Annotated in this window: 19 protein-coding genes and 1 other RNA gene; 9 read left to right on the top strand and 11 right to left on the bottom strand. The window is 64.4% G+C overall.

All coding sequences use genetic code 11. The features are described from left to right. Positions 1–83: 83 nt before the first annotated feature. The 8 genes from JQ617_RS11825 to JQ617_RS11860 form a co-directional block, all read right to left on the bottom strand. Complete coding sequence (locus JQ617_RS11825) at positions 84–593, bottom strand: dihydrofolate reductase (RefSeq protein ID WP_212026452.1); 510 nt, start codon at positions 591–593, stop codon at positions 84–86. Further along, a complete protein-coding gene (locus JQ617_RS11830) occupies positions 593–1078 on the bottom strand; it encodes a GNAT family N-acetyltransferase (protein ID WP_212026453.1) in 486 nt (161 codons plus the stop codon). Before JQ617_RS11830 ends, JQ617_RS11825 begins: the two co-directional genes overlap by 1 nt. A 5-nt stretch (positions 1079–1083) precedes the next feature. After that, the gene (locus tag JQ617_RS11835) at positions 1084–1878 is read right to left on the bottom strand and encodes a thymidylate synthase (RefSeq protein WP_063689078.1); all 795 of its coding nucleotides are present in this window, start codon (positions 1876–1878) and stop codon (positions 1084–1086) included. A gap of 170 nt (positions 1879–2048) precedes the next feature. Then, a complete protein-coding gene (locus JQ617_RS11840; protein WP_063689080.1) occupies positions 2049–3032 on the bottom strand; it encodes a tripartite tricarboxylate transporter substrate binding protein BugD in 984 nt (327 codons plus the stop codon). Between the two features lie 157 nt (positions 3033–3189). Next, positions 3190–4704, bottom strand: coding sequence for a tripartite tricarboxylate transporter permease (locus JQ617_RS11845; protein ID WP_063689081.1), 1515 nt, complete (start codon positions 4702–4704; stop codon positions 3190–3192). A 7-nt stretch (positions 4705–4711) separates the two neighbouring features. Beyond that, entirely contained in the window at positions 4712–5473 is a 762-nt protein-coding gene (locus JQ617_RS11850; protein WP_212026454.1) for a tripartite tricarboxylate transporter TctB family protein, read from the bottom strand. Between the two features lie 96 nt (positions 5474–5569). After that, positions 5570–6100, bottom strand: coding sequence for a chromate transporter (locus tag JQ617_RS11855; protein WP_212026455.1), 531 nt, complete (start codon positions 6098–6100; stop codon positions 5570–5572). Continuing rightward, entirely contained in the window at positions 6097–6702 is a 606-nt protein-coding gene (locus JQ617_RS11860) for a chromate transporter (RefSeq protein WP_212026456.1), read from the bottom strand. The genes JQ617_RS11855 and JQ617_RS11860 overlap by 4 nt, the downstream gene beginning before the upstream one ends. A 95-nt stretch (positions 6703–6797) precedes the next feature. Here JQ617_RS11860 and ssrA point away from each other — a divergent pair. From ssrA to feoB, 7 genes are all read left to right on the top strand, one after another. Further along, positions 6798–7165: a transfer-messenger RNA gene (ssrA, locus tag JQ617_RS11865) on the top strand. 115 nt (positions 7166–7280) lie between these two features. Continuing rightward, on the top strand, positions 7281–7799 hold the full coding sequence (locus tag JQ617_RS11870) for an SspB family protein (protein ID WP_212026457.1): 519 nt from the start codon (positions 7281–7283) through the stop codon (positions 7797–7799). Positions 7800–7888: 89 nt separating this feature from the next. Then, positions 7889–9337, top strand: a complete 1449-nt coding sequence (gene fumC / locus JQ617_RS11875; RefSeq protein ID WP_212026812.1) for a class II fumarate hydratase — start codon at positions 7889–7891, stop codon at positions 9335–9337. 277 nt (positions 9338–9614) lie between these two features. Then, positions 9615–9803, top strand: a complete 189-nt coding sequence (locus tag JQ617_RS11880) for a DUF4169 family protein (protein WP_063689093.1) — start codon at positions 9615–9617, stop codon at positions 9801–9803. Beyond that, positions 9800–10051: a ribbon-helix-helix domain-containing protein gene (locus tag JQ617_RS11885; RefSeq protein ID WP_063689095.1), complete on the top strand. Its 252-nt coding sequence runs from the start codon at positions 9800–9802 to the stop codon at positions 10049–10051. Before JQ617_RS11880 ends, JQ617_RS11885 begins: the two co-directional genes overlap by 4 nt. Positions 10052–10166: 115 nt before the next feature. Then, the gene (locus JQ617_RS11890; RefSeq protein ID WP_145664354.1) at positions 10167–10442 is read left to right on the top strand and encodes a FeoA family protein; all 276 of its coding nucleotides are present in this window, start codon (positions 10167–10169) and stop codon (positions 10440–10442) included. A 36-nt stretch (positions 10443–10478) separates the two neighbouring features. Next, positions 10479–12350, top strand: a complete 1872-nt coding sequence (feoB, locus tag JQ617_RS11895) for a ferrous iron transporter B (protein ID WP_212026458.1) — start codon at positions 10479–10481, stop codon at positions 12348–12350. Positions 12351–12605: 255 nt separating this feature from the next. Here feoB and JQ617_RS11900 read toward each other — a convergent pair whose 3' ends face one another. Beyond that, complete coding sequence (locus JQ617_RS11900) at positions 12606–12986, bottom strand: winged helix-turn-helix transcriptional regulator (protein ID WP_212026459.1); 381 nt, start codon at positions 12984–12986, stop codon at positions 12606–12608. A 150-nt stretch (positions 12987–13136) separates the two neighbouring features. On the opposite strand from JQ617_RS11900, the gene JQ617_RS11905 reads away from it, so the two are divergent. Next, positions 13137–13526 carry a DoxX family protein gene (locus tag JQ617_RS11905; protein WP_212026460.1) on the top strand — a complete coding sequence of 130 codons (390 nt, stop codon included), beginning with the start codon at positions 13137–13139 and terminating at the stop codon, positions 13524–13526. A 39-nt stretch (positions 13527–13565) separates the two neighbouring features. On the opposite strand, the gene JQ617_RS11910 is transcribed toward JQ617_RS11905, so the two are convergent. Together JQ617_RS11910 and JQ617_RS11915 are read right to left on the bottom strand one after the other, a co-directional pair. Next, a complete protein-coding gene (locus JQ617_RS11910; RefSeq protein ID WP_212026461.1) occupies positions 13566–13853 on the bottom strand; it encodes a DUF3551 domain-containing protein in 288 nt (95 codons plus the stop codon). Positions 13854–13944: 91 nt separating this feature from the next. Next, positions 13945–14883, bottom strand: a complete 939-nt coding sequence (locus tag JQ617_RS11915) for a transporter (protein WP_249156956.1) — start codon at positions 14881–14883, stop codon at positions 13945–13947. A 164-nt stretch (positions 14884–15047) separates the two neighbouring features. Here JQ617_RS11915 and JQ617_RS11920 point away from each other — a divergent pair, with 164 nt between their 5' ends. Continuing rightward, positions 15048–15395 carry a hypothetical protein gene (locus tag JQ617_RS11920; RefSeq protein ID WP_212026463.1) on the top strand — a complete coding sequence of 116 codons (348 nt, stop codon included), beginning with the start codon at positions 15048–15050 and terminating at the stop codon, positions 15393–15395. Positions 15396–15540: the final 145 nt, after the last annotated feature.

Genomic DNA, 15540 nt, shown 5'->3' on the forward strand with positions numbered 1-15540 from the left:
CAGGTCCCTTACAACGCGGCCTTGGCCGCCTTTCGAGCTATGCTCGGGCACGAAAAAGTCAATGTAAACATTGACGAAAGCGGTTAATGGCCGCGCCGCCGACGATATGTCACATAGGAGTAGTCGGCGCTGTCGTCGGCTCCGGCGGGATGGCGGACACGCGCTATCTCGTCCCATTCCGCCTTGTCGATGTCGAAATGGGTGTCGCCGTCGGGGCGCGCATGCACTTCCGTGATCTCGAGGCGATCGGCGCGATCGAGCCATTGCCGATAGATCTCGGCGCCGCCGATCACCGCGATCTCGGTGACCGAACGCCGCAGGGCATCGCCGAGCGCGACATCGCCCGCGGCCGCGGACGATGTCGTGACCACGGCACCATTGGCGCGATAGGCCGCATCGCGCGTGATCACGATGTTGGTGCGGTTCGGCAGCGGCCGCCGCAGGGTTTCGAAGGTCTTGCGGCCCATGATCACGGGCTTGCCGATCGTGAGCGCCTTGAAGCGCGCCATGTCGGATTTCATGCGCCACGGCATCCCGTTGCCCGCGCCGATGACGCCGTTCTCCGCGATCGCGACGACGAAGACGATTTCCATCAGGCAGAGCTCCCGGCAAGCCGTTGCAGCGCAGGACCGGTGACGCGGCACAGCGTCCAGTCGTCCATCATCACGGCACCGAGCGACTTGTAGAACGCGATCGACGGCGCGTTCCAGTCGAGCACCGCCCATTGCAGGCGCGACCAGCCGTTGTCGACGCACTCCTTCGCGAGATAGACCAGCAGCGCCTTGCCGAGGCCTTTGCCCCGATGCGACGGCCGCACATAGAGATCTTCGAGATAGATGCCGTGGCGGCCGCTGAAGGTGGAGAAGTTGGCAAACCAAACCGCGAAGCCGACCGCTTCGCCGTCCCACTCGGCGATCGCGCAATAAAGCCGCGGATTGCTGCCAAACAGCGCCTCCGCGATGTCGGCCTCGGTTGCCTCGACCTCGTGCGAGAGCTTTTCGTAATCGGCGAGCTCGCGGACGAAATCGAGAACTAGTCCGGCTTCGCCCGGGCGCGCGCGGCGGACGTTCAAAGCCATCGGCGCTAGACCGCGACTTCCGCCTTGATGTGAGGATGCGGATCGTAACCGACGAGTTCAAAGTCCTCGTAGCGGAAGGAGAAGATGTCCTTCACGTCAGGATTGATCCGCATCACCGGCAGCGCCCGCGGCGCGCGCGTAAGCTGAAGCCGGGCCTGCTCCAGATGGTTTGAGTAAAGATGGGTATCGCCGAGCGAGTGCACGAAGTCGCCGGGCTTCAGGCCGGTGACCTGCGCGACCATCATGGTGAGCAGCGCGTAGGACGCGATGTTGAAGGGCACGCCGAGGAAGACGTCGGCCGAGCGCTGATAGAGCTGGCAGGACAGCTTGCCGTTCGCCACATAGAACTGGAACAGCAGGTGGCAGGGCGGCAGCGCCATCTTGTCGACGTCGGCCGGATTCCAGGCGGTGACGATCAGCCGGCGTGAATCCGGCGTGCGCTTGATCATGTCGATGACCTTGGCGATCTGGTCGATGCTGCCGCCGTCCGGCGTGGGCCAGGAGCGCCATTGATGGCCGTAGACCGGGCCGAGATCGCCATTGGCGTCGGCCCACTCGTCCCAGATGGTGACGCCGTTGTCCTTCAAATACTTGATGTTGGTGTCGCCCTTCAGGAACCAGAGCAGCTCATGCACGATCGCCTTCAGCGGCAGCCGCTTGGTGGTCAGCATCGGAAAGCCGGCCGACAGGTTGAAGCGCATCTGATGGCCGAAAACCGACAGCGTGCCGGTGCCGGTCCGGTCGGTCTTCTCGGCGCCGTCTGAAAGAATCCGCTCGAGCAGGTCCTGATATTGGTGCATGTGCGATAGGCCTTTGGGGAGGCGGCGAACTTACCGGCCGCTTCCGCGCTGCGACAGCGGCGATTCGCTGCTCCCACAGATTATACCCGGAAAAGGTGAGCGTTCCCCGGGCAAACGACAAGGGGCGGAACCTGTGTCCCGCCCCTCGCCTATCGACTTGAAAGTGCTGGTTAAGTTGCCGGCTTGAGCACCGGGCTCCACTTCGCGATCTCGTTCTTGACGAGGGTCGCCAGGGCCTCCGGCGTCCGGTCCTTGGGCGCCGGGATGACGCTGCCGAGCTCGAGCAGGCGCTTCTTCACGGTCTCGTCGTCGAGCGCCTTGATGACGGCGGCGTTCAGGCTGGCAATGATCGCCGGCGAAGTTCCCTTCGGCGCGAACATCGCGTTCCAGGCCTGGGCCTGGAAATTCGGCAGGCCGGCTTCAATCGTGGTCGGCACGTTCGGCAGCGACGGATTGCGCTCCGGCGTTGCGATCGCATAGGCCTTGATGGTGCCGGCGTTGATCTGCGGCACGGCGTTGACGATCTGGTCGCACATGTAGTCGACCTGTCCCGCCACCAGCGCGTTCATCGCGGGGCCGGTGCCGTTGAAGGGCACGCCGACCGGCTTGATGTCGAGGATGGAGTGCAGCAGCTCGCAGGAGACGTGCGAGACCGAGCCGACGCCGGCATGCGCCGCGTTCACCTTCTCGGCGTTCGCCTTCACGTAAGCGACGAACTCCTTGAGGTCCTTCGGCGGAAAGTCCTTGCGCGCGAGGATCAGGATCGGCGTGCCCGCGAGCAGCGCGACGGGTTCGAAATCCTTCTCGGGATGATAGGCGAGCTTCGGATAGAGCGGCACGGACGCCGCATGCGTGCCCATATGCCCGGTGATGAGCGTATAGCCGTCATTGGCGGCACGCGCCGCGCGCGTGGTCGCGGTGGTGCCGCCGGCACCGACCACGTTCTCGATGATGATGCTCTGGCCGAGCGTCTGCGCCATGTGCGAGGTGACGATGCGCGAGATCACGTCGGTCGGCCCGCCCGCCGCGAACGGCACGATCATGGTGATGCCGCGTGTCGGATAGGTCTGCGCCTCCGACGGTGCGACAAAGGCGCACAGCGAAGCGATGGCGGCAGCACAGGCGCCCGTAGCGAGCGCGCGAATGGAAGTCATATCGTTTCCTCGGGGACACGAACAAAAATGCCGGCCACAAGGGCCGGCATTTTCATGTCACGAAGACATCACAGACGTCGATTCGACTTCCGAATGCGGCGCGCGGACGCAGGGCGCCGCGCGGACACAGGGCGCCGCGCGGATACAGGTACCTCGGCTAGTTCTCGGACTCGGTGAACACCTCGTCGCGCTTGGCACGCAACGCGGGCAGCACCGTGAGCAGCAGAAGGCCGAACGAGATCGCCAGCAGCACCGCCGACAGCGGCCGCGTCAGGAACACGCTCCAGTCGCCGCGCGAGATCAGCAGCGCACGGCGCAGGTTCTCTTCCATCAGCGGTCCCAGCACCATGCCGAGCAACAGCGGGGCCGGCTCGAAATCGTGCTTGATCAGCCAGTAGCCGACGAGGCCGAACACACCTGCGAGGATGACGTCGACCGGTGCGTTGTTCACCGAGTAGATGCCGATCGCGCAGAAGATCACGATCGAGGGGAACATCAGCCGGTAAGGCACGCGCAGCAGGCGGACCCAGATGCCGACCAGCGGCAGGTTGATGATGATCAGCATGAGATTGCCGATCCACATCGAGGCGATCATGCCCCAGACCAGATCCGGCTGCTTCTGCATCACCTGCGGACCCGGCACGATGCCATGAATGGTCATCGCGCCGACCATCAGCGCCATCACCGCGTTCGGCGGGATGCCGAGGGTGAGCAGCGGGATGAAGGAGGTCTGCGCCGCGGCGTTGTTGGCGCTTTCCGGCGCCGCCACGCCCTCGATCGCGCCGCGGCCGAACCGCTTCGGATCCTTCGCAAGCTTCTTCTCGAGCGTGTAGGCCGCGAACGAGGCGATCACAGCGCCGCCGCCCGGCAGAATGCCGAGGATCGAGCCGAGCACGGTGCCGCGCAGGATCGGCGGCGTCGAGTCGATCAGATCCTTTTTGGTCGGCATCAGGCCTGTGATCTTCTGCTGCACGAGGTCGCGGTTCATCTCGGCGCCCGCGTCGAGATTGCGGATGATCTCGGCAAAGCCGAACACACCCATCGCCACCGTCGCAAAGCCGAGACCGTCGGCGAGCTCAGGAATGTTGAACGCCATGCGCGAGGCGCCGGTCTCGATGTCCGAGCCGACCATCGAGAGCAGGAGGCCGAACACGATCATCGCGATCGCCTTCAGCACCGAGCCCTTGGCCAGCACGACCGCGAAGATCAGGCCGAGCACCATCAGCGAGAAATATTCGGCCGGACCGAACGCCAGCGCCAGTTTCGTGAGCGGCGCGCCGAGCACGGCGATCAAGACCGTCGCAACGCAGCCCGCGAAGAACGAGCCGATCGCCGCGATCGCCAGCGCCGGACCGGCGCGGCCCTGCTTGGCCATCTGGTGACCGTCGATGGCGGTGACGACCGATGTCGCCTCGCCTGGAATGTTGACCAGGATCGACGTGGTCGAGCCGCCATATTGCGCGCCGTAATAGATGCCGGCGAGCATGATCAGCGCGCCGACCGGCGGCAGGCCGAAGGTGATCGGCAGCAGCATCGCGACCGTCGCGATGGTGCCGATGCCCGGGAGAACGCCGACCAGCGTGCCGACGAGGGCACCGATCAGACACATCAAGAGGTTGATCGGAGAAAGCGCGACGGCGAAGCCGTGAGCGAGGTTGGCAAAAATATCCATCACGCCCTCACTGGACCAGGAAACGCGGGAACATCGGCATCGGCAGCCCGAGCACGTATGGGAACAGAATGGCGCAGCCGAGCGTCAGGCAGGCGCCGACGATGGCGGCTTCCAGCCAGCGTGTTTCATTCGACCCTGTCGCTGCAATCATGAAGCTCGCGAAGGCCGTGACCACGAGGCCGAGCGGCCGGATCGCCAGTGCGAAGAACACGATCCCGGCCATCACGAACAGCGGCCCGCGCCAGGAATAATGGGACATCCCCGGCCCGTCGGTGAGAAGGCCGGTCAGGGCGATGCCGGCGGACAAGGCAACCAGGAGCCCGCCGAACATCCGCGGCGCGGTGCCCGCGCCGAAGGAGAAGCCGCGCATGCCCTGCAGATCGCTCGAAGCCCACAGCGCGAACAAGGCGACTGCCATCAGAATGACGCCGCCGACATAATCCTGCGCCGACCGGATGGTCATGAACAGCGAGACGATCGCCACCGCGAGGATCGGATAGGAATAGATCAGCGCCAGCAGCACCTCGGAGGACGCCTTCTTGGTCTCACCGCCGGCCGCTCCGATCAGGGCTGCGGGAGCGCCCGCGACCAGTGCGGTCGCGTGGCTGATCAGGACGGTGGCCGGACCGCGCCCCGCGCCCCAGCCGAAGATGGTCCCGATCGACCAGATGAATTCGAAAATCTGCGGCGCAATCGCCAGCAGGCAGAAGCCGATCGCCACCGAGGTGTTTCGGGTGGCTGTCGCTGAGTGGCCCATCGTCTCGGCCATGCATGTCTCCTCCGCGACCCGTAAGTCACGAGCACTGTTGTTCTAAATCGGCTTGAAAGGTATCCCCCGGGCCGCAGCACTGCCTAGCGATTTTCATCACACAATGCCAGCAAAACCGAGCAGGCCCCCGGCCAGCAGCAGCCAGAGTGGATTGATGCGCGAGATCGATGCGATCACCGCAACCATCGCGGTCAGAAGCACTGCAGCAATCGTGCGGTCGGTCGACTGGGCCAGGATCAGGGCACTCGCCGCCATCAGTCCGATCGAAAGCGGAACCAGTGCAGCCTGGATCAGGGCCGGCCAGCGCGATTGGCTGGGCCGGTTCAACAGGCGGCTGACATAATAGGCAACCAGCGCGGTCGGCAGGCACATGGCCAGCGTCGCTGCGAGCGCGCCGGGAATGCCGGCGACGGCGTAGCCGATTAACGTCACGATAAGCACGTTCGGACCTGGCGAGAGCTGCGCGATCGCGTAGGCGTCGGCGAACTGCTTGTCGGTCATCCAGTGATGCACGTCGACCGCGATGCGGTGCATCTCCGGCACCGCCGCGGCGGCGCCGCCGACCGCGAACAGCGACATCAGGCCGAAGGTCGAGATCAGCGCCCAGAACGGGTTCTCGTTGTTCACGCTGCTACCTTCCGCCGCAGGAGGAAGGTGGCGCCGATGCTCACGGGAATCGCGACCAGCAGCACGGCCTGAAGCGGCAGGCGGACGACGCCGATGGCGAGGAAAACGCCGAGCATCAGCAGCAGCGCGATGGGCTCCATCCGCTTGAGAAGCGGCGTCATCATGCGGAACACCACCGCAATCAGCAGGCCGACCGCGGCGCAGGAGATGCCTGCGAGGATGCGGCTCAGCACCTCAACATCGCCGAACCGCGCATAGATGATTGCGAGCACGGTCATGATCAGGGTCGGCGGCAGCAGCAGCCCGGCAAAGGCGGCGATGCCGCCCGCGATCCCGCGCAGCCGCGCGCCGAACACCATGGACAGATTGACGATGTTGGGGCCGGGCAGGAAATGGCAGAGCGCGAAGGTTTCGTTGAACTCGTCCGCCGTCATCCAGCGGTGCTGCTCGACGATCGCCCGCCGGGCAAACACCAGGACCCCGCCGAAACCGGCCAGCGACATCCGCGCGAAGGCCAGGAACAGCGCCAGCAATCCGGGCGGCTGGACACGGGCGGCGGGGATATCCGGCTCTTGAGCGGCCGGTGCGGAATCCGGGGACATGTCAGGAGCTTAGAACGGAGCCTGCGGTGCGGCCAAGGTCAGGCGCAGGACCATGGCGGATCTATCCAAAGGGAACCGCACATCGCCGCGCGAAACCTCTGTTTTTTGAAACCTTTGCCCCCTATATTGGGGGTGCCGGTTCGCCGGCTATGGAAATAAACGGTCGTCGCAATAAACCATTCGGACCCGGGGGCGGTACCCGGCGCCTCCACCAAAGCCCACCATTGGGCAGGCCCTGAAAGCGGGCTTTGGCGGGGGCGAAATAGGATCGACGAGGGCGTAAAGGGCGTACTTTTTCCCGGTATTGTTCCGCCGTTATCGGGCTACTGCAATAGTTGCCAACGACAACTTTGCTCCGGTTGCTCAGGCTGCGTAACGCAGTTTGAAAGACCACTTTAAAGTCCTAACGGGTTAAGCTCCGTTAGGCGGGGTTCGGAGGCACCTGGCAACAGAAGCCTCCACTTACATTTCACTTCTTCCCCGGCGGGGACTCCTGCTGACCCGTCAGGCGGGGTACTATTGCGGCTTGGCGAGTCGGGCCGGCAGGGTCCGGCTTCGGGGGATGCAACAGGACCACCATGGCGACCGATCATATCCGATACGATGTGCTGGCCCGCGACGCGCTGCGCGGCGTGCTGCGGAAGGTGCTGACCGACGCCGCGTCCCATGGCCTGCCCGGCGAGCATCATTTCTTCATCACCTTCGTCTCGAAGGCCGAGGGCGTGAAGCTGTCGTCGCGGCTGCTGGCGCAATATCCGGAAGAGATGACGATCATCCTGCAGCACCAGTTCTGGGACCTGACCGTGCTCGAGGATCGCTTCGAGGTCGGCCTGTCCTTCGGCGGCATTCCGGAGCGCCTGATCGTGCCGTTCAGCGCCATCAAGAGCTTCCTCGATCCCTCCGTGAAATTCGGCCTCCAGTTCGACACCTCCGATGTCGCCGAGGTCGCGCCGGAGAATCTGCCGGCGGCCCCCGCGCCTTCGGCGGTGTCCGTGCCCGCGCCTGCCCCCGAAAAGGCGGAAGCCAGCGACGAGCCGAGCCCGCCGAGCCAGGGCGGCGCCGAGGTCGTGCGGCTCGATCGTTTCCGCAAGAAATGATCTAGGTTGGGCCCGCGCCCGTCGCGCTTGGCCAAACTCCCTATATAGAAGAGCGCATGAAGAAGCCGCGCGGCATCTCGCGTGGCAGAATGGATGTGCTCATGGCCAAAGCTGCCCGCTCCAAGCCCGCTAACGCAAAGACCGCCCGCCCCGCGACCCGCATCGAGACCGACAGTTTCGGCCCGATCGAGGTCCCCGCCGATCGCTATTGGGGCGCACAGACCGAGCGTTCGCGCCAGAACTTCCGCATCGGCACCGACCGCATGCCGATCGCGCTGGTGCATGCGCTCGGCATGGTCAAGCTTGCCGCGGCGCAATCCAACCTCGAACTTGGCCTGCTCGACCAACGCCGTGCCAATGCCATCATCCGCGCCGCGCGCGAGGTGATCGAGGGCAAGCTGGACGACCATTTCCCGCTCGTGGTGTGGCAGACCGGATCGGGCACCCAGAGCAACATGAACCTCAACGAGGTGATCGCCAACCGCGCCAACGAGCTGCTGGGCGGCGAGCTCGGCGCCAAGAAGCCGGTGCATCCCAACGACCACGTCAACATGAGCCAGTCGTCGAACGATAGCTTCCCGACCGCGATGCACATCGCGGCCGCCAGCCGCATCAATGCCGATCTCGTCCCAGGCCTCGGCGAGCTGCTGCGTGCGCTGCGCAAGAAGGAGAAGGAATTCTCGAAGATCGTGAAGATCGGCCGCACCCATACCCAGGATGCGACGCCGCTGACGCTCGGCCAGGAATTCTCCGGCTATGCGGCGCAGGTCGAGAGCGGCATCGCCCGCCTCAAGGTCGCGGTGAAGGACCTCTATCCGCTGGCGCAGGGCGGCACCGCCGTCGGCACCGGCCTCAATTCGAAGCCGCGCTTTGCAAAGCTGTTCGCTAAGCACGTTGCCGGGATTACGAAGCTCCCCTTCACCAGCGCCGCCAACAAATTCGAGGCGCTGGCCTCCAACGACGCCTATGTGCTCGCGCACGGCGCCATCAACTCCGTCGCGACCGGCCTGTTCAAGATCGCCAACGACATCCGCCTGCTCGGATCGGGCCCGCGCTCGGGGCTGGGCGAGCTGATCCTGCCGGAGAACGAGCCCGGCTCCTCGATCATGCCGGGCAAGGTCAATCCGACGCAGTGCGAGGCGATGACCATGGTGTGCTGCCAGGTGTTCGGCAATCACACCGCGATCACGGTCGCCGGCAGCCAGGGCCATTTCGAGCTCAACGTCTACAAGCCGGTGCTGGCCTACAACATGCTGCACTCGATCCGCCTGATGGCGGACGCGGCGCGTTCCTTCACCGAGCATTGCGTCGACGGCATCCGCGCCGACGAAAAACGCATCAATGAGCTGATGCAGCGCTCGCTGATGCTGGTGACGGCGCTTGCGCCCAAGATCGGCTACGACAACGCCGCCAAGGTGGCCAAGACGGCGCATGCCAACGGCACCACGCTGAAGGAGGAGGCGCTCCGGCTCGGCTTCGTCTCGGCCGACGAGTTCGACCGCCTGGTGCGCCCGGAGAAGATGACCAGCCCGGGCTAGATTTCCGAATTCCGATATTCATCCGTAATGATACGGACGCCTGACGCTCAGAAAAATGCAGTTTTGGGGGCGGGATTTGATTACCGTCAATGTTGCGGCGGGGCGGCGTGTTACGTCCCCCTGCTGCCCTTGACGGGGCGAAATTCATCGTTTGATGGCCCAAGGGCCGATTGACGAGGACGAGCGAATGACGATCAAGTCTTGCAGGGCGCAATGCGCCAACCAGTTTCTGAATGTTTCATCCTGTCTGCAGAGGGTCGGGTGATGGAGACGCGGCATGGGGAACGTCATCAACCTGAATCGTTTCAGGAAGCGCGCCGAGCGGGAAGCCTCGGCGAAGCTGGCGGACGCCAACCGGGCGAAGTTCGGCCGCAGCAAGGCGGAGCGGTCGGCGGAGGAGACGCGCGCGGACAAGGCGAAGGCGCACCTGGACCAGCATCAGATCGATCACGAGGATCAGTCATGAAGTCGCCCGTGGTGAAACGGTCGATCGTGGTTGCCGGCCACAAGACCAGCGTCAGCCTGGAAGAGGCGTTCTGGAACGGCATGAAGGAGATCTCGGGCCTGCGCAACATGACGCTGTCCGAGCTCGTCGGCGAGATCGACGGCGCCCGCCAGCAGGGCAATCTGTCCTCGGCGATCCGCCTGTTCGTGCTCGACTACTTCAAGAGCCGGGCCATGGCCGTCCAGCCGGACAAGGTCCCGGCGCAGTAACCGCCGGGGCGTCTTTCCACCGCATCCCGGCGCCTGCACTTTAAAATCACTCTAAGGTGCAGTTTCAGCCGCCGTGCGCGCTTGACCTCAATGCCCTGCGTTGAAAATACAGGGCATGACCGACCATGATGATACGCGCGCCCACATGCCGCTGGGTCTGGCCCTGCGCGGCTATACCGGCGTCATCCAGCACCTTTCAACCAAGGACACGGGTTCGGCGCTCTCGGACATCGAGCTCGAGAGCCGCCTGATCGAGCTTGGCTTCGTCGAGGGAGCCCGGGTCGAGGTCCTGCACGAGGGGCTGGTCGGGCGCGACCCGATCGCCGTCAGGGTCGACAACATCACGATTGCGGTCCGCCGGCGCGAAGCCATGGCCGTCATCGTCGCCTAGCCAGCGACCGGATATCCGCCCCAGGCCTGTGATCCCATGGAATTACCCCTGCTGCATCTCGCCCTGGTCGGCACGCCCAACAGCGGCAAGACCTCGCTGTTCAACGCCCTGACCGGCAGCCGCCAGAAGGTCGCGAACTATCCGGGCGTCACCGTCGAGCGCAAGGAAGGCTTCTTCGTCACTCCCCTGGGGCGCCAGGTCTCCGTGGTCGACCTGCCCGGCACCTATTCGCTGCGCGGCCGCAGCCCGGACGAGGAGATCACCCGCGACTTCGTGCTCGGCAAGGCCTCCGGCGAGACCGTGCCCGATCTCGTGCTGTGCGTGGCCGACTCCACCAATCTGCGCCTGACCATCCGCCTGCTGCTCGAGCTGAAGCGCACCGGACGGCCGATGATCCTGGTGCTCAACATGTTCGACATCGCGAGCCGCCGCGGCATCACAGTCGACGTGGCACGCCTCGCCAAGGAACTCGGCGTGCCCGTGGTCACCTCGATCGCGGTGCGCAAGGGCGGCACCGCCGACCTGCTGGCGCTGACCGACGAGATTTCGGCCAAGCTCGCCGCCGAACAGCAGGAGAACAGCTGGCGCGCGCTCAGCGTCGCGGAATTGCGCGCCACCCAGCGCGAGGCCGACCGCATCATCGCCGACTGCGTCAGCCTGCCTGCCAGGCCCGACACCTGGACCGCGCGGATCGACGCCGTGGTGCTGCATCCGGTCGGCGGCCTGATCGTGCTCGCGCTGATCCTGTTCTTCATGTTCCAGGCGGTGTTCGCCTGGGCGCAGCCGCTGATGGACCTCCTCAAGTCCGGCTTCGACGGGCTCGGCGAGCTCGTGCATGCCACCCTGCCCGAGGGCCTCCTGCAGAGCTTCCTGCAGGACGGCGTGATCTCCGGCGTCGGCAGCGTCATCGTGTTCCTGCCGCAGATCATCATCATCTTCCTGTTCATCCTGCTGCTGGAAGATTTCGGCTACATGGCGCGCGCCGCGTTCCTGATGGACCGCATCATGGGCGGCGCCGGGCTGCACGGCCGCGCCTTCATCCCGCTGCTGTCGAGCTTTGCCTGCGCCATTCCCGGCATCATGTCGACGCGCGTGATCGACAACAAGCGCGACCGGCTGACCACGATCCTGATCGCGCCGCTGATGACCTGCTCGGCGCGCATTCCGGTCTATACGCTGATCATCTCCGCGTTCATCCCCGCGAAGGACGTCTGGGGCTTCATCAACCTCCAGGGTCTCGTGATGTTCGGCCTCTACGCCACCGGAATCACCAGCGCGCTGGCCGTCTCGTTCGTGATCAAGTTCTTCATGATCCGCGACTATGCGCCTGCCCCGTTCATGCTGGAGCTGCCGGACTACAAGGTGCCCAGGCTGCAATCGATCGCGATCGGCATCTACACCCGCGCCAAGATGTTCCTGGTGCGTGCCGGCACCACGATCTTCTCGATGATGGTGCTGATCTGGTTCCTAGCCTCGTTCCCGCAGCCGCCGGCAGGCAGCACCGAGCCCGCCATCGACTTCAGCCTCGCCGCGATGATCGGCAAGGCGCTCGAGCCGCTGCTCGCTCCGGTCGGCTTCAACTGGCAGATCGCGGTGGCGCTGATCCCGGGCATGGCGGCGCGCGAGGTCGCGGTCGCAGCGCTCGGCACCGTCTACGCGATCGAAGGCGGCAAGGAAGCCGCCGAGCAGATCGGTCAGGTGCTCGCGACCAAATGGTCGCTCGCCACTGCGCTGTCGATGCTGGCCTGGTACGTCTTCGCCCCGCAATGCGCCTCCACGCTGGCCGTGATCCGGCGCGAGACCGGAAGCTGGGGCTGGATGGCGGTGACGTTCTTCTACATGCTGGTGCTGGCCTATGCGGCAAGCTTCGTGACGTACAATGTCGCGGTGGCGCTGGGGGCGGGATAGTCCTCCAAACCAAAACTGCGAAAACAACCCCATGCACAGTAGGCGGGGATCGTGAAATCAATCGCTTAGGGCTGAGCTACTCCGTAGCCCGGATGGAGCGCAGCGAAATCCGGGATTCTTCGCGTCAAGCACCGCCAGGTCCCGGATTGCGCTTCGCTCCATCCGGGCTACGCACTGCGTGCCGGTTGCGCCGTCGGGCAAAACAGGGGCATGATGGCATCGTCGGCCCGCATCGAAAAGCGGGCTCTGCACCATTCAACTACGTTTGGCTTTACGGCCGCGCGTGCTCTGTTTCGCCGGCACGCTCTTTCCATACTTCGTCCACCACGCCGTCAGGGCTTCCATCGTCGGGCCGAGCCCGCGCGCCTTTTCGGTGATCTCGTATTCGACCCGCAGCGGCACTTCCGCGAACACGGTGCGCGAGACCAGGCCGTCCGCCTCGAGCTCGCGGAGCTGCGCCGTCAGCATGTGCTGCGTGACGCCGGGAATGGCCTTGCGCAGCTCGCCGAAGCGATAAATCCGCTGGTTGAGCAGCCACATGATCTCCAGCTTCCACTTGCCGGAGAGCAAGGCGAAGGCGCGCCGCATCTCCTCGTGCATGTTGATCGCGCTATCGGCCACGGTCTGGTTTTCCATACTTGCTGCGGATATTTCATCCTACTTGCGAAATCCGGCCTTGGTCAGCATTTTCGATATGTGATGCAGACAGGCTGGCGAACGCCGCGCGCATCCACACGAAACAAACACGCAAGGAGAGATCGCCACGACGGCGATCGACGAGACCTCATGGCTGCGATCTACACCTACTGGATCAGCACGGCGCTGCTGTGCCTGCTGTATCTGATCTCCGCTTTCACCTACCTCACCAGAGGGGATTGGGTCCGGCAGGCTCTCGGCGAGCTCGGCTACCCCGCCTATCTGGTCCCATTCATGATCGCCGTGAAAGTGCTGGGCCCGATGGCGATCCTGCTGCGCGTCAGCGTCGCGCTCAGCGACCTCGCCTATGCCGGGATCTTGTTTCACCTGCTGCTGGCGGGCCTTGCCTATCTCGGCGTCCGCAAGCCCGGCGGCGCAGTGCCTGCACTGGTAGGCCTCGTCCTGCTGGCCGCCTCGTTCGCCACGCAGAACGCGGCGCGTCACATTCCCTCGCCTTACGCGCAAACCGCGGCGTTGTAATCCCTGGTCCGGATGGTGCCGACGGGCCGGCGCAGCGCCCTAGCGCGGATACCATTCTCGCTGGTAGCCACGCTGCTGCGCGAAGGCATAGGCCGGATTGACGCCGCAATAGGCGTTGGTGCCCGAGGCCGTTGCCATGCACTGCTCGTAGGTCGCGAATTGGCAATTGCCCGGGTATCCCCAGATCCGTCCCTGCAAGCAGTAGCTATCGGCAATACCCGGGGCGATGTTGCCGTAGCGATAGTGACGCTCAGCCGCGGACGAGACCGAGATCATCGACGCCAGGATCGAGCCAACCGATACGATTGCGAGAAGCATGCGGGTCATCTTCGTTCTCCTGTTATGTCGGTGCTTATGCTAAGGAACTAATGCTCGCGGTCAGCGGCATCCAGCCTCAACGCGCCGCCCACGGCCATGGTCATCTTGGTAACGGCGGGTATCCCTCACCCCATCGGTATTGCCACGCCAGCCCGACCAGACCGAATCCGCTCCCGGTGCGGCTGTAGACGCCCGTACCGGCATTGAACTTGATCGAATTTTGCCGGTCGACCGGAACGGATATCGTGAAGCCCGCTCGCACGTTCTCTTGCTCGTTGTCGCCGGGCAAGCCGTTCAGGGTGGTGCGCGCACCCTTCAGGTAAAGGCCGTCCAGCGAAAACCATGCGCCTGAATCGAGATTGCGAATGACGGCTCCCCGGACGAGGTAGAGTGGTGCCTGCGCGAGCCGGTTGCCAATGAAGAAATCCGAATTATCCGTGAAGAACGTGACACTCGGCGCGACCTCGACGGTCCAGGGGCCCCATGCCTTGGAGATGCCAAGCTCCGGTCTGAACGACCAGCGGTTGGCACCGAGATTGAGCAGCTTGTTGTCGTCATATTGCCCCAGCGGAGCGGACACCTGAAGGCTGACGCCGACCAAAAGGTCCTGCCTGTAGTTCGCGAACTCCTTCAGCGGCATTGCCGGCGCGCCAAAGAGGTTCATGGAGACACGAAAGCGCGGGTCGCCCAAGCCATTCATTTGCCGTTCGCGCGGCACGTCGGCGACGAGGCCGTGCGCGGAAAACGCCGCATACGGAACGATCACATCGAATTTGGCGGACTGGCCGAACAGCTCGAACGAGCGCACATAGGCCATCGCGCCCGCATGGGATTGGAACCGGGTATCGACGACCGCAAGCGATGGATCGAATGCCAGCTTGCCCTGCGAATAAAGGTAACCTGCAAGCAGGAAATTGAGCCCGACCGGCGTGTTGCTGTACAGCCGCGGCTCCGCGTCCTGCCCGTTCGCCTCCGCAGCGATCATGGTGGCCGCGACGGCAAGCCCAATGCAGATGCGATTGCGGATCCGGTCACTCATTTTTTCCGCCATCGAGGCAACCCGATAAAGCCTGTGTCCCGCCGTCGCGCAGGACTTGATCTATCTCAAGCTCCGGAACGGCCGGCGCCGTGAGCTGGCTTCATCGATCGGGCAGCGAAGTTGTCGTGAGATCAATTGTCGCGGCCGCAGCGCGGGAGGGGAAAATGAAACGAGCCGCACTCGTGACGACCATTCTCGTTCTTGGGACGATCCCCGCAATACGGGCCCAGCCCCAGACCGTGCCATGCGCGTCCTACTACATATCGGAGATCACCCTCGTATCGACCGCTGACGGCGAAGCCGGGCATGTTCAGACCTTCGTGGGATTTGGTCCCTCCAGGGAAGAGGCGGAGAACAAGGCACTGGGGTGGTGTTCACGCGTCAGGTTCGATCTCGAGACCTGCCTGAACTCGGATCGCATCACCGCGCGCAACGCGCCTTCGGACGGAAGCAGCGGCCTGCTTCATCTCAAATACATGAAGGCGGTCGCGCGCGTGACCGGGTGCGGCTAGGCCAAGCGGTACTGCGTCGCAACGTCTTCGGATCGGCCGCCGTGTCCTGCCCGAGTTGATCTACATCAACGCAAGCGAACCCTCGGAGAACAGGTTGCGATCGCGCAGATGGGGCCGCTCTTGCCGGCTTCATCCGGCAGACGCA

Origin of the sequence: Bradyrhizobium sp. KB893862 SZCCT0404 (assembly GCF_018130885.1) — a bacterium.
GTDB classification, from domain to species: Bacteria; Pseudomonadota; Alphaproteobacteria; order Rhizobiales; family Xanthobacteraceae; genus Bradyrhizobium; species Bradyrhizobium stylosanthis.